We start from the raw sequence: 18,289 nt of genomic DNA on the forward strand, positions 1-18,289 counted from the left end.
GGGCCGCTCCCCCAAGGGAAGCGGCCCTTTCGCATGCGGCGACGCGAAGGACGCCGAAAAGGCAGACGGCGCCGCCCCTTTCGGAGCGACGCCGTCCGTCAGCGATTCAAGGAATCACCAGGTGATTCAGCGAATCACTTGATGATCTTGGTGACGCGACCGGCACCGACGGTGCGGCCACCCTCACGGATCGCGAAACGCAGGCCCTCGTCCATGGCGACCGGCTGGATCAGCTTGACCAGCATCTCGGTGTTGTCGCCGGGCATGACCATCTCGGTGCCCTCGGGGAGGGTCACGACGCCGGTCACGTCCGTGGTACGGAAGTAGAACTGCGGGCGGTAGTTGTTGAAGAACGGGGTGTGGCGGCCGCCCTCGTCCTTCGACAGGATGTACGCCTGGCCCTCGAACTCGGTGTGCGGGGTGGTGGTGCCCGGCTTCACGACGACCTGACCACGCTCGACGTCGTCACGCTTCAGACCACGAACCAGCAGACCGACGTTGTCGCCCGCCTGGCCCTGGTCCAGCAGCTTGCGGAACATCTCGACACCGGTGATGGTGGTCTTCTGCGACTTCTCGCGGATGCCGACGATCTCGACTTCCTCGTTCACGTTGATCACACCGCGCTCGATACGACCGGTGACGACGGTGCCACGACCGGTGATCGTGAAGACGTCCTCGATCGGCATCAGGAACGGCTTGTCGGTCTCACGGACCGGGTCCGGGATCGACTCGTCGACAGCGTTCATGAGCTCCAGCACGGACGCGGTCCACTTCGGGTCGCCCTCGAGCGCCTTCAGGCCGGAGACGCGCACGACGGGGGCATCCTCGTCGAACTCCTGCGAAGCCAGCAGCTCGCGGACCTCCATCTCGACGAGCTCGAGGATTTCCTCGTCGTCGACCATGTCGGACTTGTTCAGCGCGACCAGGATGTAGGGCACGCCGACCTGGCGGGCGAGCAGCACGTGCTCACGGGTCTGCGGCATCGGGCCGTCGGTGGCGGCCACGACCAGGATCGCGCCGTCCATCTGGGCGGCACCGGTGATCATGTTCTTGATGTAGTCCGCGTGACCGGGGGCGTCGACGTGCGCGTAGTGGCGCTTCTCGGTCTGGTACTCGACGTGGGAGATGTTGATCGTGATACCACGAGCCTTCTCCTCCGGCGCCTTGTCGATCTGGTCGAACGCGAACGCGGCGTTCACGTCCGGGTAGGTGTCAGCCAGCACCTTGGTGATCGCGGCAGTCAGCGTGGTCTTGCCGTGGTCGACGTGACCAATGGTGCCGATGTTGACGTGGGGCTTCGTCCGCTCGAACTTCGCCTTCGCCACTGTGGTCCTCCTGGACTAGTTAGTGCGTGCTTTTTTGCAGCAGTGCGGTTTGTATAACAGGGGGTCGTTCGACGACCACGCGGGGCGGACTCTCGAGAATCCGCCCCGACAGCGAATTACTCGCCGGTCGCCTTGGCGATGATCTCCTTCGACACGTTGGCCGGAACCTCCGCGTACGAATTGAACACCATCGAGAAGTTCGCCCGGCCCTGGGTCTTCGACCGCAGGTCACCGATGTAGCCGAACATCTCCGAGAGCGGAACCAGCGCCTTGACGACACGGGCACCACTGCGTTCCTCCATGGCCTGGATCTGGCCACGGCGGGAGTTCAGGTCGCCGATCACTTCGCCCATGTAGTCCTCGGGCGTGGTGACCTCGACCGCCATCAGCGGCTCGAGGATCACCGGACCGGCCTTGCGGGCCGCTTCCTTGAGGGCCATCGCGCCGGCGATCTTGAACGCCATTTCCGAGGAGTCGACCTCGTGGTAGGCGCCGTCGAGCAGCGAAGCCTTCACGTTCACCAGCGGGAAGCCGGCGAGCACGCCGTACTGCATGGCGTCCTGGATACCGGCGTCGACCGAGGGGATGTACTCACGCGGAACACGGCCACCGGTGACCTTGTTCTGGAACTCGTAGGTGGCGCCGTCCTCGGCGTCGACCAGCGGCTCCAGAGCGATGATGACGCGGGCGAACTGACCCGAACCACCGGTCTGCTTCTTGTGGGTGTACTCGTACTTGTCCACCGCCTTGGTCAGGGTCTCACGGTAGGCCACCTGCGGCTTACCGATGTTGGCCTCGACCTTGAACTCGCGCTTCATGCGGTCGACGTAGATGTCGAGCTGGAGCTCACCCATACCGCCGATGACGGTCTGGCCGGTCTCCTGGTCCAGCTTCACGTTGAAGGTGGGGTCCTCCTCCGCGAACTTCTGGATCGCGGTGCCCAGCTTCTCCTGGTCGGCCTTGGTCTTCGGCTCGATGGCCACCTCGATGACCGGGTCCGGGAAGGTCATGGACTCCAGCACGATCTGGTTCTGCGGATCGCACAGGGTGTCACCCGTGGTGGTGTCCTTCAGACCGATGACCGCGTAGATGTGGCCGGCCACGGCCTCGGGAACCGGGTTCTCCTTGTTGGAGTGCATCTGGAACAGCTTGCCCAGACGCTCCTTCTTGCCCTTGGTCGCGTTGATGACCTGAGCGCCGGAGTCGACCTTGCCGGAGTACACACGGACGTAGGTCAGCTTGCCGAAGAACGGGTGGGTCGCGATCTTGAACGCCAGCGCCGCGAAGGGCTCGTCCGAAGACGGCTTGCGGGTGAGGATCTCGTCTTCCTTGCCGGGCACGTGGCCCTGCACCGACTCCACGTTCAGCGGCGACGGCAGGTAGTCGACGACGGCGTCGAGCATGGGCTGCACGCCCTTGTTCTTGAACGCCGAACCGCACAGCACCGGGTAGAGCTCGGAGTTGACGGTCATCTTGCGGATGGCGCCCTTGATCTCCTCGATCGAGAGCTCCTCGCCACCGGCGAACTTGTCCAGCAGCTCCTCGTCCGACTCGGCGACGGTCTCGAGCAGCTCCTCGCGGTACTGCTCGGCGCGCTCCTTGAGATCGGCCGGGATCTCGACGACCTCGTACTGCTCGCCGAGCTTGGTCTCGCCCTTCCAGACCTTGGCGTTCATCTCGACCAGGTCGACGATGCCCTCGAAGGTGTCCTCGGCGCCGATCGGCAGCTGGATGACCAGCGGCTTCGCACCCAGGCGGTCCTTGATGGTCTGAACGGTGAAGTAGAAGTCAGCGCCCAGCTTGTCCATCTTGTTGACGAAGCAGATACGCGGCACGTCGTACTTGTCGGCCTGACGCCACACCTGCTCGGACTGCGGCTCGACGCCTTCCTTGCCGTCGAACACCGCGACGGCGCCATCGAGCACGCGCAGCGAACGCTCCACCTCGACGGTGAAGTCGACGTGGCCGGGGGTGTCGATGATGTTGATCTGGTTGTCGTTCCAGTAACAGGTCGTCGCGGCGGACGTGATGGTGATGCCGCGTTCCTGCTCCTGCGCCATCCAGTCCATGGTGGCGGCGCCATCGTGAACTTCACCGATCTTGTACGTGATACCGGTGTAGAACAGGATGCGTTCGGTGGTGGTGGTCTTGCCCGCATCGATGTGGGCCATGATGCCGATGTTGCGGACCTTGTTCAGGTCGGTGAGCACTTCCTGTGCCACGGAAATCTTCCCCGCTCGTAGCTAGTTGGGATTCAACGGGATAGGCCCTGGGGTTCCTGGGCCATCGGTGTCAACGTCGGGCGCGACGCGTAAGTGCCTCGCTTGCAGCAGCTCGGCGGTCGCGCCCGACATGTGACTCGTCTCCCGGCACTTCCGAACGGAGGGCCGGGCCACAGGTCACCAGCGGTAGTGCGCGAAGGCCCGGTTCGACTCGGCCATCTTGTGGGTGTCCTCGCGACGCTTCACCGAAGCGCCCAGGCCGTTGCTGGCGTCCAGCAGCTCGTTGGCCAGACGCTCGACCATGGTCTTCTCGCGGCGAGCGCGGGAGTAGTTGACCAGCCAGCGCAGCGCCAGAGTGTTGGCGCGGCCCGGACGGACCTCGACCGGCACCTGGTAGGTGGCGCCACCGACACGGCGGGGCTTGACCTCGAGGGCGGGCTTGACGTTGTCCAGCGCGCGCTTCAGCGTGACGACCGGATCGGTGCCGGTCTTCTCGCGAGCCTGCTCGAGGGCGCCGTAGACGATGCGCTCGGCGGTGGACTTCTTGCCGTCCAGCAGGATCTTGTTGACCAGCTGCGTCACCAGGGGCGAGCCGTAGACCGGGTCGTTGATCAGGGGACGCTTGGGAGCGGGACCCTTACGCGGCATTAGCTCTTCTCCTTCTTGGCGCCGTAGCGGCTGCGGGCCTGCTTGCGGTTCTTGACACCCTGGGTGTCGAGCGAGCCGCGGATGATCTTGTAGCGCACACCCGGGAGGTCCTTCACACGACCGCCGCGCACGAGCACCATCGAGTGCTCCTGGAGGTTGTGGCCCTCACCGGGGATGTAGGCCGTGACCTCGACCGCGCTGGTCAGGCGAACACGCGCGACCTTACGGAGCGCGGAGTTCGGCTTCTTCGGGGTCGTGGTGTACACGCGAGTGCACACGCCACGACGCTGCGGGCTCCCCTTGAGGGCCGCAGTCTTGGTCTTGGCGACCTTGTCGCGGCGACCCTTGCGGACCAGCTGGTTGATGGTTGGCATAGACCGGCTTTCCTTATTAGTAACCAGGTGTCTGGAACTTCATGTCTTTGTCATTCGAGCTCTCCGCCCAGTTCCCGCGGCATTTCGCCGCCACGGGGTCGGGCGTGTCGTACGCAGCTCGGAGCCCTTTTCAAGGCACGCTGAAAAGGTCAGCCGCTCTCGCTGGCCTACGTACTGCGCATCAACTTGCCCGAATGCTTCCGGGCACAGCGGTCCACGATACCCGCGGGCTCTGGGAGGGGCAAAAGAGGGTCCCTCCGCCGGGGCTGGTAGAGCCCTTATCGAGCCAGGTTCAACGTCAACTCCACCAGCTTGCGAGCCGCTTCGCAGGGGTCCGCGTGCCGAGATCCATTGCGGTAGTTGACCCACCAGCCGACGATGCCGGTATCCGCGGCCGGGGCGCTCACGCCGCACGAGTCCGGATCGTTCGGGCGGTGCGTCTCCAGCGAGCGCCGGCCCTGCACGGTGATGTCGTTGGTCACATACTTCAGACGGTCGTTGTTGGCCTTCTCGTTGGCCAGCGAGCCGAGCTCGTACCAGCTGAGCGTGACCATGCCGCTGCCCGCGGCCCCGCCGGTCAGATTCCACATGCAGACCGCGCCATTGAACGACGGCTCCACATACATGTTGTCGCCGACCGCTTTGCCGATGTCGTCGACCGCGACCACCTGGCATTCGCGCAGCAGCTTGTCGAAGTTGGTGTTGATCCGGGGCGAGCCGCCGGTGCCGGTGGTGCCGCCGGCGGGCAGGGCGGTGCCCGGCACGGTCTTGCCGCACCCGGCCAGCGCCGCGGTGAGGACGAGCACGGACGCGGCTACAGCAAGCTTGCCGCGACGCGGCATGGCGGTCCCCCTCATCCGAGCCGCTGCACGGTCAGTTCGGCCATCTTGCGGGTGCGGTCGCAGGGGTTGCCGAGATTGCCGCTGCCGAACGCGCCGTAGGAGATGGACCATTCGAAGAAGTCGTCGTCGAGCTGCACCGCGAGATCGCAGACCGCGTTGCTGGGGTCCAGCGCCTGGAAGCCCTTGCGCCCGCCGACCTCGATGCTGGCGGGGGTGCGGCCGACGCTGGCCACCCACGCCTTCTCGCGATCGATGGGGCTGCCGCGGTAGGAGGCGAAAGTCACGCTGGAGGAACTGATTCCGCCCGCCTGCCAATTGCAGCCGGTGGAGTTCTTGAAGACGGTGGTGAGGGTCCCGAGCCCGCCCAGGTCCCGGACCTCGTCGTCGGTGAGGTGACCGCACTCCCCGACGAACGGCCCGAGCGTCGCCACTTTGGGCGGTGGCCGCAACCCCGGAGTGTCCTCCGAATCCTTGGTCCCCCCGCACGCCGACAGCAGCAAGGCGAGGACCGACCCCGCGACGATCGCTGACGCCATTCGCATGGCCTGAACTCTACTGGTTTTGCCGGATCAGGCTCGTCGTCAGGGTTTGCGGTCGTGTTGCTTTGCTGTTCAGAGGTTTCCGCGCGCTTCCTGTTCACGCTCTATCGCCTGGAACAGGGCCTTGAAGTTTCCCTTGCCGAAACCGAGGGAGCCGTGGCGTTCGATGAGCTCGAAGAACACGGTCGGGCGGTCGGTGACGGGCTTGCAGAAGATCTGCAGCAGGTAGCCGTCCTCGTCGCGGTCGACCAGGATGCCGCGGCGCTGGAGTTCGGCGACCGGGACCCGGACGTGGCCGATGCGGGCGCGCAGTTCCGGATCCTCGTAGTAGCTGTCGGGGGTGTCGAGGAATTCGATGCCCTCGCGGCGCAGCACGTCGACCGCGGTGAGGATGTCGCCGGTGGCCAGGGCGATGTGCTGGACGCCGGGGCCGCGGTAGAACTCGAGGTACTCGTCGATCTGGGAGCGCTTGCGGCTCGGGGCGGGTTCGTTGAGCGGGAACTTGACCCGGTGGTTGCCGTTCGCCACGACCTTGCTCATCAGCGCCGAGTAGTCGGTGGCGATGTCGTCGCCGACGAATTCGGCCATGTTCTCGAATCCCATGACGCGCCGGTAGAACTCGACCCACTGGTCCATGCGCCCGAGTTCCACATTGCCGACCACGTGGTCGATGGCCTGGAAGACGCGCGTCGGCTGCCCGGGGCGTGGAGCGTAGGCGGAGCGGCGGGGCTGATAGCCCGGCAGGTAGGGACCGTAGTAGCGGGAGCGGTCGACGAGGCTGTGCCGGGTGTCGCCGTAGGTGGCGATGGCGGCGGAGCGGACGACCCCGTATTCGTCGCCCTCGTCGTGCGGTTCGACCAGGACGGTGGCGCCCTGGGCGCGGGCGCGGCGGATGCAGCGGTCCACGTCCGGCACCTCGAGCGCGATGTCCACCACCCCGTCCCCGTGCCGATCGTGATGCGCCACAAGCGGACTGGCCGGGTCCACCGCGCCCTTGACCACGAAGCGGGCGCCGCCGCTGCGCAGCACGAACGCCTTGTGGTCGCGATTGCCGTTCTCGGGTCCGGAGTAGGCCTCCAGCCGCATACCGAACGCGGACTGCAGGTAGTGCGCGGTCTGGGTGGCATTGCCGACCACCCACACCAGCGCGTCCCAGCCCAGCACCGGGAAGGGGTCCGTGGCGGCGTCGTGGTCGATCAGGCCGACCAGGCGGCGCAGTTCGTCGTCGCCGGGCAGGTCGCCGGACCGCGGGCGCTGGTGTCCTGCGTCGATGCTCATGTGATCAGGAAAAGCCCACCGGTCGCCACTAGGCAATATCGCCGAAATTCACTGAACACTGTGGTGAATCGCACCACCATCCGCCGCCCGGTGCTGGACAATTTGAATAGCAGCGAACTCACGAGCGGAGCTTCCGCTCGACCCCCTGAGTGGAGGCTCCGCGATGTCCCGCACGCCCGCCCGGCTGGATGAACTCGACCTGGCCATCCTCACCGCCATGCACGAGTACCAGAAGGCGGGCATCCTGGAACTCTCCCGCCGCACCCGGGTCGCCCGCGCCACCGTGCAGTCCCGCATCGCGCGCATGGAGGAGGCGGGGGTGATCTCCTCCTACGACCCGCAGATCGATGTCACCGCGGCCGGTTTCGACGTGCAGGCCTTCGTCACCCTGGAGATCGCGCAGGGCGCGCTGGACGCGGTCGCCGTCGACCTCGAGGCCATTCCCGGCGTGCTCGAGGCCTATGCGACCACCGGTTCCGGTGATGTGCTGTGCCGGATCGGCGCGGACTCGCATGCCGGGTTGCAGGCGGTGCTGCTGAGCATCGACCGGACCAGTTCGGTGGTGCGGTCGCACAGCGTGGTGGTGTTGTCCACGGTGGTCCCCCACCGCACGCTGCCGCTGCTGCGGACGCTCACGCCGTCGGGATCGAGCAAGGCCCCGGCGTATCGCGCCGCGCACTGATCACGGGCGCAGGTCGGCTCCGGGATCGAGGATCTCGACGGCCGGTTCGCGATCCGGCTCCGAGAAGGCCAGCAGGGCAAAGGCTTCCGCCTCTACGGCGGCACGGTCCGAGCTGGACCAGGCAGCGTGCGGGCTGATGCGCAGAGCCGCGGTGGCGCCCTTGGTGAAGACCTTGTAGACGCCGGAGAGGAAGCCGTCGACCAGGATCGGGGCGACCTGGTTGGCGAAGGCGCGCAGGGGCGGGGCGTTGCCGTCGGGGACGATGCGGGTGCGGTCCTGGTGGGAGAGGATCGCGTTGTCGTACCAGCCGAGGAAGCGGACGGGGGCGGGCAGGTCCGGGTCGGCGAGGGTGGCGTCGGCGGCGTCGTAGAGGGTGCGGCCGCGGTCGTCGGTGTAGGTGCGGACGCGGTCACCGAGTTTCGCGACGGCGGGCTTCATGCCGGTCAGCTTGGACCAGGTCTGCATGTCCATGGTGGTGGCGGGGCCGAAGGCGCGCAGGTAGCGCAGCAGCAGTTCCTCGAGTGGGTAGGTGGGGTCCGGGGGTGCGCCGAGCCAGGGGTGCACGCGGGACCAGACCGGGCGGCTGCTGTCGCCCCAGCGGCCGCGCGGCGGGGTCTGCAGGACGGGGAGCTGGTAGAGCCAGGCCTGCACGATGGCGCCGGGATCGCGGTCGGGGTAGCGCGCGGCGGCGTGCTCGCGCAGGGTCGCGGCGGGGGCCGGGTCGTCGCCGAGCACCGATTCGCCCTGGGCGCGGACCTCTTCCGGGTCCAGGCCGACCAGGGCGCCGTAGTTGAAGCCCTTGCGGAAGGGGATCTTCTCCAGCTCCGGCTGGATGTGCGGGGCGATGCGCAGCGCGTCCGGCGGGGTGACCAGGTGAATGGTGCCGCGCATCAAGGTGATTCGCACCAGGGAGCGGTCGTCGAGCGCCTTCGACACCGCCGCCGGATCGAAATCGGCGGCGCGGCTCCACAATGCGACGAACGGCGGCAGCATGTCCTGCGCCTGCAGGCCGACGAGGTGATCGCACAACTCGTGCACGCCGAGCGTGGACCGTTCCAGCAGATGCTGGCGTTCGAGCAGAGTCCGGTTCAGAACCCGGGTGGACAGCTTCACGCTCGTCGACGCTACGTGAGCCGCGATCGATTCGCCCGTGTCAGCAACCGATCGCGGCTCGCGTCCCGGCGAGCGTGTGGTCCGGATTCAGCGGAGCGTGACGACGACTTTGCCGGTGGCGGTGCGCTTGTCGAGCGCGGAGACCGCCTCGGCGGTGTGCGCGAGGCTGTAGAGCAGCGGCTCCGGCGGGGTGATCTTGCCGTTCGCCAGCAGCGGCTCCACCTCGGCCCACTGCTCGCGCAGGTAGCCGGGGTGGCTCATGACCCATTCGCCCCAGGCCGCGCCGATCACCTCGACGTTCTTGAGCAGCAGGCGATTCACCTTCACGGTCGGGATGTCGCCCGCGGTGAAGCCGACCACCAGGACACGGCCGCCCGAGGCCAGCGAGCGGATGCTGTCGGTGAAGCGGTCGCCGCCCACCGGGTCCAGCACGATGTCTACGCCGCGGCCGCCGGTCAGTTCCTTGACCGCGGCCAGCCAGCCGTCGGTGAGCACCACGTCGGTGGCCCCGTTGGCGCGCGCCACCTCGGCCTTCTCCTCGGTGCTGACCACCGCGATCACCCGGCCCGCGCCCAGCGCCTGCGCCATGCGCAGCGTGGAGGTGCCGATGCCGCCGGCCGCGCCGTGCACCAGCACGGTCTCGCCCTGGGCCAGGCGGCCGCGGTTGCGCAGGCAGAAGTGCACGGTCAGGTCGTTGAACAGCACGCCCGCGCCGGACTCCAGGGAGACGTTGTCGGGCAGCTTGAAGACCATGTCGACGGGCGCGATCGCGACCTCCGCGGCGGCATTGCCGAGCAGCGTCAGCGCGATCACCCGGTCCCCGGCCTGGACGTGCGCGCCCGCCGGGGCCTCCCGTACGATGCCGCCCACCTCGCAGCCCACGACGTAGGGCAGCGGCGGCTTCATCTGGTACAGCCCCCGGGTCATGAGCACGTCGGGGAAGGCGATTCCGGCGGCGTGCACGTCGATGACGACACCGCCCGGGTAGGCGACCGGCTCCGGAATATCGAGAACCTCGATCGCTTCCGGGCCTTCCAGCTTGCTCACCACGGCTGCGCGCATTCGCGATCAACTCCGATCAATCCACCGGCGGATACCTGCCGAAACTATCCGATACGGACACACCCTGCCAACGATCATCCATCGGACGCGAGGTTTTCGTGGGACCGGGCTCAGCGGTGGGCGTACTCGACCATGGATTCGTTGGCCACGACCTGACCATCCTGGGTGATGACCAGGCCGTACGCGGTGATGCGGTACTGGGTGCCGTCGGTGGGGTTGGTGACGGTGAAGCCGCCGTTGCCGTCCGGCACCGGATCGTTGATCTGGATGGTCGCGCCACCGCTGATACGCAGGCCCTTGTAGTAGTAGCGGCCGGTGGCGCTGCGGCACACCACCAGCCGCGAGAGCGGGGTGCGGCCGATGACCATCGCGGGATCGCTCGAATCGCAGCGCGGGCTCGCGTCGAAACCCTGTGCGTCCGAGTTGGATACGTTCGCGCTCAGCGGGACCAGCGTGGTGGTCGGGGCGGTGGGCGAGGTGTACCCGGCCGAGTTCGCCGCTTTGGTGGTGGCGCTCCCGGCATTGTCGGAGCCACCGCCGGAGTCGTTGCCGGACAACAGCACCCAGGCCAGCACCGAACCCAGCACCAGGACCATGCCGAGCAGCGCGCCCACCACCAGCGGCAGCGAACCGCGGTTCTTGGGCGGCAGTGGCAGTGGCGCGGAAGGATGTTCGCGCGGCGCGGACCGATCGGCGAACCCGGGGAGGTACCCGGACTGCCCGGAGACGGTCTGCCGTCGCACCGTGGGGTCGACGGTGCCCGGCGCGACCGGGGCCGCCTGCCCCGGGACCTGCTCTCCGCGTGAGTAATCCATCGGACCCGCGGAAGGGCCGACCCGAGAGTTGTCCACAGGCATCCCACGGGAGTGATCCACAGGCCCCGCCGGGAACGCCTGTGCGGCACGCGCATTGTCCACAGGCGCGGACGGGTGCGGCTGCGGTCCGGACGGATGCCGCACCGGACCGGAGGGGTCGATGCCCCGGACCGGGCCGCCGACCGGCGGATTCAGCTGGCGCGCGGGATCGGCCGGGCCCGAAGGGTTGTCGAGATAGTGGGGTTCCGAATGACCGGGCGGAACCGCCGGACTGCCGATGGTCGGCGGAGCGGGCGGCACCGTGGTGCGGGTCGGTTCACCGTGCGCGGCACGCATCAGCGCGGCCCGGGCGGCCCGGGCGAGCTGGCCCGCGCTGGCGTAGCGGCGGCCGGGCTCCTTGGCCATGCCGATGGCGACCACCTGGTCCAGGCCGACCGGAACGCCGGTGCGGACGCTGGGGCGCGGCGGCGGGGTCAGCATGTGGGCGCGGATATTGGCCAGATTGCCGACCACCCGGAAGGGCGGGCCGCCGGTCAGGCATTCGTAGAGGACGCAGGCCAGCGCGTAGATGTCGGCGCTCGGCGAGACCGAGGCATTGTGCTCGAACCGTTCCGGCGCCATGTAGGCGAAGGAGCCGATGGCATTGCCGGTCTGGGTCAGCTGCACGTCGGATTCGGTGTGCGCGATGCCGAAATCCACCAGGTAGGCGAACAGGTCGCCGGTGAGCAGGATGTTGGCGGGCTTGACGTCGCGGTGCACCAGGCCGTTCTCGTGCGCGGAGTCGAGGGCGGCGGCGATCTGCTCCACCACGGCGACCGCGCGCTCGGGCGGCAGCGGGCCCTCCTCGAACAGGTAGGCCTTGAGGTCGCGGCCGCGGACCAGCCGCATGTCGATGAACAGGACCCCGTCCACCTCACCCCAGTCGTGCACCGGAATGACGTGGGGTTCCTGGAGTTTGGCGGCGGTGCGGGATTCGCGGCGGAAGCGTTCGACGTAGGTGGGCTGCCGGGCCAGGTCCACATCGAGCAGTTTCACGGCGACCACCCGGTCGCGCACGGTGTCGTAGGCCTCGTAGACCTCGCCCATGCCGCCGACCCCGAGCAGCCGCCGTAGTTCGTACTGCCCGAACCGCGAACCAGCCCTCTCCCCTGCGGCCACCCGCGTCGTCCTCCCTACTGCCGGATGCACTCCGGGAACCCACCGGAGATACACCTGGAAAGGCTACGGGGCGCACGGCCCGGTGTCATTCCTTCGAACAGCGCACCGGCATTCCTTCGACTCGGCGCGAACGGGTACCGCGAGCCCCGTAGAGTCATGTCACCGACTTCGGTCAGCAGGCGCCGCACCCCCGGCGCCGCTGGATAGACATGCGGCACACCGTGCAGCGCGAGGAGCACCAGTGTCACTCGATGAGCCACTCGCCCCGCTTCCCCAGGAGGGCATGGGCTTCGCTTCCGCGTGGCCGGTGCGAGCCGGCGATGTGGACCCGTATCAGCGGCTGCGATTCGACGCCACGGCCCGCTACCTCCAGGACATCGCCTGGGAGGAAATGCAATCCGGCTTCTTCCACCGCACCGATCCGGCCTGGATCGTGCGGCGCACCGTGGTGGACGTGGTCCGGCCGGTGCACTGGCCGGACCGGGTGGAGCTGCGCCGCTGGTGCTCGGCCATGTCGACCCGCTGGACCAATATGCGGGTGCGCATCACCAGCGACAACGGCGGCCTGATCGAGACCGAGGGCTTCTGGATCAATATCAACGAGTTCACCAATATGCCGACCCGGATCAGCGACGAGGGCCTGGCCGAACTCGCCCGCACCACCGATGAGCACCGGCTGCGCTGGCGGCCCTGGCTCACCGACCCCACCCCGCCGGAATCGGATGTGGACCTGCCGTTCCCGGTCCGCGCCACCGATATCGACCAGTACAACCACGTGAACAACGCGGCCTACTGGCAGGCGGTGGAGCAGTACCTGGTGGATTATCCGAAGCTGCTGGCGGGGCCGCATCGCGCGGTCATCGAATACGTGGCGCCGGTGCTGGCCCGCCAGCACGTGAGCGTGCGCAGCCGGTACGAACCCGGCGACCGGGCCGGGCATCCCGCCTCGCTGCGGCTGTGGTTCGTGGTGGGCGGGGTGACGACCACCGCGGTGCGGATCGGACCGCTGCCCGGCGCCTGAGCCGACCCCGAAGGCGGGTCTGTTGCCCACCTGCGCCGCGGTGTCGCAACTGCGAAATCGATTGACCTCCGGCGACATTCCCCGCGTCACACCACGTTCGCTGAACGTTTGCCTGCGACACTGAGCGGCAGGTCGATCGCCCAGGGGTGGCGATCGGGGACAGGAGACCGTTCGCCATGCGATTCGCTCACATCGCGCTGCTCGCGGCCGCGCCCGCGCTGGTCGTCGGGATGACGGCCTGTGGCAGCTCCCAGGATTCGTCGAAGAACACCACGTCGACCACCGTCGCGGCGAGCAGCATCACCGCACCGGGCACCACCACCGAGCATCCCGGCCCGACCCACCCGCCGGTGCCCACCACCCAGACCGCCGGCGACGTCGATTGCGGACCGATCACCGGAGCAAACGGCCAGGGCGCCAACGTGATCGCCTACGCCAGCTCCGGCGGCGTCCCCGGCTGCACCGAGGCCATCACCGTCACCACCCGCTACGTGCAGGCCACCCGCACCGGCGATGCCGCCCAGGTGGACGGGTGGACCTGCCAGCCCCAGCCCGACGCCGCGGTCCCGCACATCTGCTTCAAGGAGGGCTTCCTGATCGGCCTGCGCGGCGGCGCGGCCCCCAACCCGCCCGCCACGACTCCCCCGCCCACCACCAGCGGAGCCGCGCTCCCCGACGCCGACTGCGGCACCGTCACCGACGCGGGCGGCGGCAGCCGCTCGGTCACCGCCGTGGCCGGCGCCGCCGGCCGGGTCGGCTGCACCGAGGCCATCAACGTCGCCACCAAGTACGCCCAGCAGGTCGGCACCAGCGATCAGGCCACCATCGACGGCTGGTCCTGCCACGCCGTCCCCTCGAACCCCACGGTCGGGTCCATGTGCTCCAAGGACGGCCTGTTCATCAACCTCGGCAAATAGCCCCCGACACGAAAACGACTGCGGCCCCACCCTTTCCGGGTGGGGCCGCAGTCGTTCACGCGTGGTCAGGCTCCGAGGGAGTTACCCTTTGGCGGCCTTCAGCAGGTCCTCGACGCTGGTGAACTTCACGCGGGGGCGGCCGGCGGCCTTGCCCGCGGTCTTCTCGGCGGCGTCGATGGCCTTCCAGCCCTCGCGGCCGATCTGGTCGGGCTGACGCTCGGCGAGCAGCGCATCGAGGGCAGCGCGGTCGCCCTGCGGGGCGGCCAGCTTGCCGTTGGTGTAGTCCTCGATGATCTGGTCGACGGTCTCGGTCGAGTCGACCCGGTTGGAGCCGATGACGCCGCGCGGGCCGCGCTTGATCCAGCCGGAGACGTACACGCCCTGAACCGGGTTGCCGTCGGCCAGGACTCGGCCCTTGTCGTTCGGGATGACGCCCTTGGACTCGTCGAACGGCACGTCCGCGACCGGCTCGCCCTTGTAGCCGATGGAGCGCAGCACCAGCGACGCCTCCAGGCTGCCGGTGCGGTCGGAGGCGCGGGCCACGGTGCGGCCGTTCTCCTCGACCAGCTCGTTGTGCACGTACTCCACGCCCTCGGCCTTGCCCTCACCGGTGACGGCGGTGGGCGAGACCAGGTAGCGGAACACGATGCGCTTGTTGTCCGGGTTGCGGGTACCGGCGGCGTATTCCTGAGCGAGGGTGTACTTGAGCTGCAGCGACGGCTCGACCTCGGGGCTGTCCAGCTCGGCCTGCGAGGCCGGGTCCAGGACCAGGTCCTCGGGGTCGACGATGATGTCGACGCCCTTCAGGTGCGCCAGCGCCAGGAACTCCGGCGAGGTGCAGGCGGCCTGCAGCGGGCCACGGCGGCCCAGCACCACGACCTCCTTGATGTTGCTGCGGCGCAGCGCATCCACGGCGTGGTCGGCGATGTCGGTCTTGGCCAGCTCGTCCGGGTTCACGGTGAGCACGCGGGCCACGTCGAGCGCCACATTGCCGTTGCCGACGATGACGGCGCGTTCGCCGGACAGGTCGAACTCGCGGTCGGCGAAGTCCGGGTGGCCGTTGTACCAGGCCACGAACTCGGTGGCGGAGTGGCTGCCGGGCAGGTCCTCACCGGGGACGCCGAGGCGGCGGTCGGTGGCCGCGCCGACGGCGTAGATCACCGCGTGGTGATGGCCGAGCAGCTCCTCGTGCGAGATGTGCTTGCCGACTTCCACGTTCAGCCGGTACTGCAGCGCCTCGCGCCGGAAGGCCGACTCGAACAGGTTGGCCACCGACTTGGTGCCCGGGTGGTCGGGCGCGACGCCCGCGCGCACCAGGCCGTACGGCGTGGGCAGCCGGTCGAACAGCTCCACCTCGACGTCGGCGCGACGCAGTAGCTCCTCGGCGGCGTAGCAGGCCGCGGGGCCGGCGCCCACGATGGCGACGCGCAGCGTACCCAGCTCCTTGGGCGCGCGGGTCGGGGCGACCAGCGGCTCGAAGTTGGACTCCAGCGGGTGACGCTGGAAGTAGGCGGCGTTGATATCGCGGAACCGCCCCAGCGAGGCGAGCAGATCGTCCTCGGAGAAGATCGCGTCGACCGGGCAGGCGTCGACGCAGGCGCCGCAGTCGATGCAGGTATCCGGGTCGATGTAGAGCTGCTCCGTCGTCGCGAACTCGCGTTGCTCGGGCGTGGGACGAATGCAATCGACCGGACACTCGGGTACGCAGCTGGCGTCGTTGCAACAACGCTGCGTGATCACATAGGCCATATCTCGCAGATCCTCGAAACTGTCGCGTGGTGCTACTCCGCTCGGGGTTCGAGCAGGGTCGGTAGAACACGTTCTAATATAGGCGGCATTCCAACGGGTGTCGGCACAGCTGTGTGCCGCCAACCACCAGTGTGCCTCGAGTGTGAGCAGTGTCTCGCGGCGGCACCTGGCAGCGCCGCTGTGAGTCCGGTCTCCGGGCTCCACTCGAGGACACCTACCGTAGTGCGTATGGTGCGGACTCTCATCCTGATGCGGCACGGCAAGTCCGGATACCCCGAGGGCGTGGCCGACCACGACCGGCCGCTGGCCGCGCGCGGGCGGCGCGAGGCGGCGCTGGCGGGCGAGTGGCTGCGCGCCACCCAGCCGGAGATCGACGCCGTGCTGTGCTCCACCGCGACCCGGACCCGGGAGACGCTGGCGGCCACCGAGGTCACCGCGCCGGTGTCCTACGAGAAGTCGATCTACGAGGCGTCCCCGCACACCCTGATCGAACTGGTGCAGCTCACCGATCCGGCCGTGGAGACCCTGCTGCTGGTCGGCCATTCCCCCGGAATGCCCTGGACCGCATGGGAATTGGCGGCCAACCGGAACTCCGGCCCGGCCGGGGAGATGAGCGAGAAGTTCCCCACCTCGGCCCTGGCCGTGCTCGAATTCGACCGGCTGTGGGCAGACGCCGACCCGGGCACGGGTGAGCTGGTGCGCTTCCACGTGCCGCGTTAGCCGCCCGGGCAGGGCTGGCTCGGGCTCAGCCGAACAGCTTGCCCTTCCACACCACGACTCCCGCCATGATCAGCAGGAGCAGCAGCGCCCAGCCGAAACCCGCGAGCGCCCACACGACACCGAGCACCGCCAGCACCGGTAGTACGGCGATGGCCGTGATCACCGGCTGTTCCTTGGCCGTCTCCAGAGCCGATCGCGCTCTGATCCGATCCATGTCTCTTCCAGGCATGCCCCCAGGGTAGGCCCGGAATCGGCCGATTCGCCGACCGTTCGAATCTTCGCGCGCCCAGCCCTTGCTTGGAGTGCACTCCAACCCAGTAGCGTCGATACCGGGGTTCGGCACAGGAGGGCGAGACCGATGAACGCAGCACCGGCGACGAACGACACCGTGGACTTCGAGCGACCGCGGTATTCGATCGGCGAAGCCTCCGAGCACAGCGGGCTCACCCGCGACACGCTGCGCTGGTACGAGCGCATCGGCCTGATGGACTACGTGGATCGCGACCATTCCGGTCAGCGCCGCTTCAGCGACCGCGACCTGCAGTGGCTCGCGTTCATCGGCAAGCTGCGCAGCACCGGCATGTCGGTGGCCGACATGGTCCGCTACGCCGAGCTGGTGCGCGAGGGCGACCACACCTTCCCGGAGCGCCTCGCCATGTTCCGCCGGACCCGCGAGGAGGTGCTGGCGCAGATCGAGGAACTCCGATCGACGCTGGTGGTCCTCGACCGCAAGATCGCGCTCTATCAGGGCGGCCCGGTCTGCGCACCACCGCCGGCCCGGGCGAAGAGCAGTGCAACCAAGGGGATTGATCGATGACCAGCACAACGGCATTGCCCACCACCGCGCTCGGGACCACCCGGGTCGGCGCGCAGGGCTACGGGGCCATGGGGATCAGCGAGTTCTACGGCCCGACCGACGCCGCCGAGGCCCGGGCCACGCTGGAGCGGGCCCTCGAACTGGGCGTGACCCTGTTCGACACCGCCGACATGTACGGCAGCGGCCACAATGAGGAGTTCGTCGGCGAGTTCGTGCGCGCACACCGCGAGAGCGTGGTGCTGGCAACGAAATTCGGCTTGGAGCGCCGCGCGGACGACCCCGGATTCCGGGGTATCAACAACTCGCCGGAGTACATCCGCACGGCCGTGGACGCCAGCCTGGGACGGCTCGGCATCGACGTGATCGACCTGTACTACATGCACCGCAAGCAGGACGGCGTCCCGATCGAGGAGACCGTCGGCGTGATGGCGGAACTCGTGGCGGCAGGCAAGGTCCGGCAGCTGGGATTGTCGGAGGTGACCGGCCCGGAACTGCGCGCCGCGTACGCCGTGCACCCGATCGCGGCCGTGCAGTCGGAGTGGTCGTTGTTCTCGCGGGACGTGGAGCGCGCGGTGGTTCCCGCCGCGGCCGAACTCGGTGTCACCTTCGTGCCCTACTCGCCACTGGGTCGCGGCTTCCTCTCGGGCGCCGTCACGCCGACCGGCGAACTGCCGGAAGGGGATTACCGTCGCCGCCATCCCCGCTTCGCCGGGGACAACGCGGTGCGCAATGCCGAGATCCTGGCCCCGATGCACGTCATCGCGGCGGCGCGGGGGCTGACCCCGGCGCAGGTGGCGCTGGCCTGGGTGCACGCCCGGGCGCGGGTGCACGACCTCCCGGTGGTGCCGATTCCGGGTACCCGCAGCCGCACCCGGGTCGCCGAGAACGTCGCCGCGGCGACGGTGGAGCTGACCGCGGCGGAACTGGAGACCCTGGACGCGATCGCGGCCCTGGTGGCCGGAGATCGCTACGCGGACATGAAGTTCAGCTCGGCCGGACGCGAATAG

Annotated in this window: 18 protein-coding genes; 6 read left to right on the forward strand and 12 right to left on the reverse strand. The window is 68.5% G+C overall.

Annotation, left to right across the window (positions count from 1 at the left end; all coding sequences use genetic code 11):
- Positions 1 to 134: 134 nt before the first annotated feature.
- The 7 genes from tuf to hppD all read right to left on the reverse strand — a co-directional run bounded on the left by tuf (position 135) and on the right by hppD (position 7,228).
- Complete coding sequence (tuf, locus tag ACWEOI_RS10795) at positions 135 to 1,325, reverse strand: elongation factor Tu (RefSeq protein WP_433668646.1); 1,191 nt, start codon at positions 1,323 to 1,325, stop codon at positions 135 to 137.
- A 116-nt stretch (positions 1,326 to 1,441) separates the two neighbouring features.
- Positions 1,442 to 3,547, reverse strand: a complete 2,106-nt coding sequence (gene fusA / locus ACWEOI_RS10800; RefSeq protein ID WP_433668648.1) for an elongation factor G — start codon at positions 3,545 to 3,547, stop codon at positions 1,442 to 1,444.
- Between the two features lie 177 nt (positions 3,548 to 3,724).
- Positions 3,725 to 4,195, reverse strand: a complete 471-nt coding sequence (rpsG, locus tag ACWEOI_RS10805) for a 30S ribosomal protein S7 (RefSeq protein ID WP_040813378.1) — start codon at positions 4,193 to 4,195, stop codon at positions 3,725 to 3,727.
- A complete protein-coding gene (gene rpsL, locus ACWEOI_RS10810) occupies positions 4,195 to 4,569 on the reverse strand; it encodes a 30S ribosomal protein S12 (protein WP_014353064.1) in 375 nt (124 codons plus the stop codon). Before rpsL ends, rpsG begins: the two co-directional genes overlap by 1 nt.
- A gap of 278 nt (positions 4,570 to 4,847) precedes the next feature.
- Positions 4,848 to 5,411 (reverse strand): DUF3558 family protein, encoded by a 564-nt coding sequence (locus tag ACWEOI_RS10815; RefSeq protein WP_433668650.1) that lies wholly within the window; start codon positions 5,409 to 5,411, stop codon positions 4,848 to 4,850.
- A gap of 11 nt (positions 5,412 to 5,422) precedes the next feature.
- Complete coding sequence (locus ACWEOI_RS10820) at positions 5,423 to 5,953, reverse strand: DUF3558 family protein (RefSeq protein ID WP_433668651.1); 531 nt, start codon at positions 5,951 to 5,953, stop codon at positions 5,423 to 5,425.
- Positions 5,954 to 6,022: 69 nt separating this feature from the next.
- Positions 6,023 to 7,228 (reverse strand): 4-hydroxyphenylpyruvate dioxygenase, encoded by a 1,206-nt coding sequence (gene hppD / locus ACWEOI_RS10825; protein WP_452359481.1) that lies wholly within the window; start codon positions 7,226 to 7,228, stop codon positions 6,023 to 6,025.
- 163 nt (positions 7,229 to 7,391) lie between these two features.
- On the opposite strand from hppD, the gene ACWEOI_RS10830 reads away from it, so the two are divergent.
- A complete protein-coding gene (locus ACWEOI_RS10830) occupies positions 7,392 to 7,910 on the forward strand; it encodes an Lrp/AsnC family transcriptional regulator (protein ID WP_357091151.1) in 519 nt (172 codons plus the stop codon).
- On the opposite strand, the gene ACWEOI_RS10835 is transcribed toward ACWEOI_RS10830, so the two are convergent.
- The 3 genes from ACWEOI_RS10835 to ACWEOI_RS10845 form a co-directional block, all read right to left on the reverse strand.
- On the reverse strand, positions 7,911 to 9,023 hold the full coding sequence (locus ACWEOI_RS10835) for a winged helix DNA-binding domain-containing protein (RefSeq protein WP_452359482.1): 1,113 nt from the start codon (positions 9,021 to 9,023) through the stop codon (positions 7,911 to 7,913).
- Positions 9,024 to 9,110: 87 nt separating this feature from the next.
- Positions 9,111 to 10,085: a zinc-binding dehydrogenase gene (locus tag ACWEOI_RS10840; protein WP_433668654.1), complete on the reverse strand. Its 975-nt coding sequence runs from the start codon at positions 10,083 to 10,085 to the stop codon at positions 9,111 to 9,113.
- A 110-nt stretch (positions 10,086 to 10,195) separates the two neighbouring features.
- On the reverse strand, positions 10,196 to 12,058 hold the full coding sequence (locus tag ACWEOI_RS10845; protein ID WP_452359483.1) for a protein kinase domain-containing protein: 1,863 nt from the start codon (positions 12,056 to 12,058) through the stop codon (positions 10,196 to 10,198).
- A gap of 241 nt (positions 12,059 to 12,299) precedes the next feature.
- Between ACWEOI_RS10845 and ACWEOI_RS10850 the strand changes: the two genes are divergently transcribed.
- Positions 12,300 to 13,079 (forward strand): acyl-[acyl-carrier-protein] thioesterase, encoded by a 780-nt coding sequence (locus ACWEOI_RS10850; RefSeq protein WP_357091144.1) that lies wholly within the window; start codon positions 12,300 to 12,302, stop codon positions 13,077 to 13,079.
- 176 nt (positions 13,080 to 13,255) lie between these two features.
- Positions 13,256 to 13,996, forward strand: a complete 741-nt coding sequence (locus ACWEOI_RS10855) for a hypothetical protein (RefSeq protein ID WP_452359484.1) — start codon at positions 13,256 to 13,258, stop codon at positions 13,994 to 13,996.
- Positions 13,997 to 14,077: 81 nt separating this feature from the next.
- Here the strand turns inward: ACWEOI_RS10855 and ACWEOI_RS10860 are convergent, their stop codons facing one another.
- Positions 14,078 to 15,745, reverse strand: coding sequence for an FAD-dependent oxidoreductase (locus tag ACWEOI_RS10860; protein ID WP_452359485.1), 1,668 nt, complete (start codon positions 15,743 to 15,745; stop codon positions 14,078 to 14,080).
- Positions 15,746 to 15,973: 228 nt separating this feature from the next.
- Here ACWEOI_RS10860 and ACWEOI_RS10865 point away from each other — a divergent pair, with 228 nt between their 5' ends.
- Complete coding sequence (locus ACWEOI_RS10865; protein WP_404204403.1) at positions 15,974 to 16,465, forward strand: SixA phosphatase family protein; 492 nt, start codon at positions 15,974 to 15,976, stop codon at positions 16,463 to 16,465.
- Between the two features lie 25 nt (positions 16,466 to 16,490).
- Here the strand turns inward: ACWEOI_RS10865 and ACWEOI_RS10870 are convergent, their stop codons facing one another.
- The gene (locus tag ACWEOI_RS10870) at positions 16,491 to 16,694 is read right to left on the reverse strand and encodes a hypothetical protein (RefSeq protein WP_379447973.1); all 204 of its coding nucleotides are present in this window, start codon (positions 16,692 to 16,694) and stop codon (positions 16,491 to 16,493) included.
- 129 nt (positions 16,695 to 16,823) lie between these two features.
- Between ACWEOI_RS10870 and ACWEOI_RS10875 the strand changes: the two genes are divergently transcribed.
- Positions 16,824 to 17,282: a MerR family transcriptional regulator gene (locus ACWEOI_RS10875; protein WP_452359486.1), complete on the forward strand. Its 459-nt coding sequence runs from the start codon at positions 16,824 to 16,826 to the stop codon at positions 17,280 to 17,282.
- Complete coding sequence (locus ACWEOI_RS10880; RefSeq protein ID WP_452359487.1) at positions 17,279 to 18,289, forward strand: aldo/keto reductase; 1,011 nt, start codon at positions 17,279 to 17,281, stop codon at positions 18,287 to 18,289. The genes ACWEOI_RS10875 and ACWEOI_RS10880 overlap by 4 nt, the downstream gene beginning before the upstream one ends.

It is taken from the genome of Nocardia sp. NPDC004340 (assembly GCF_053602575.1).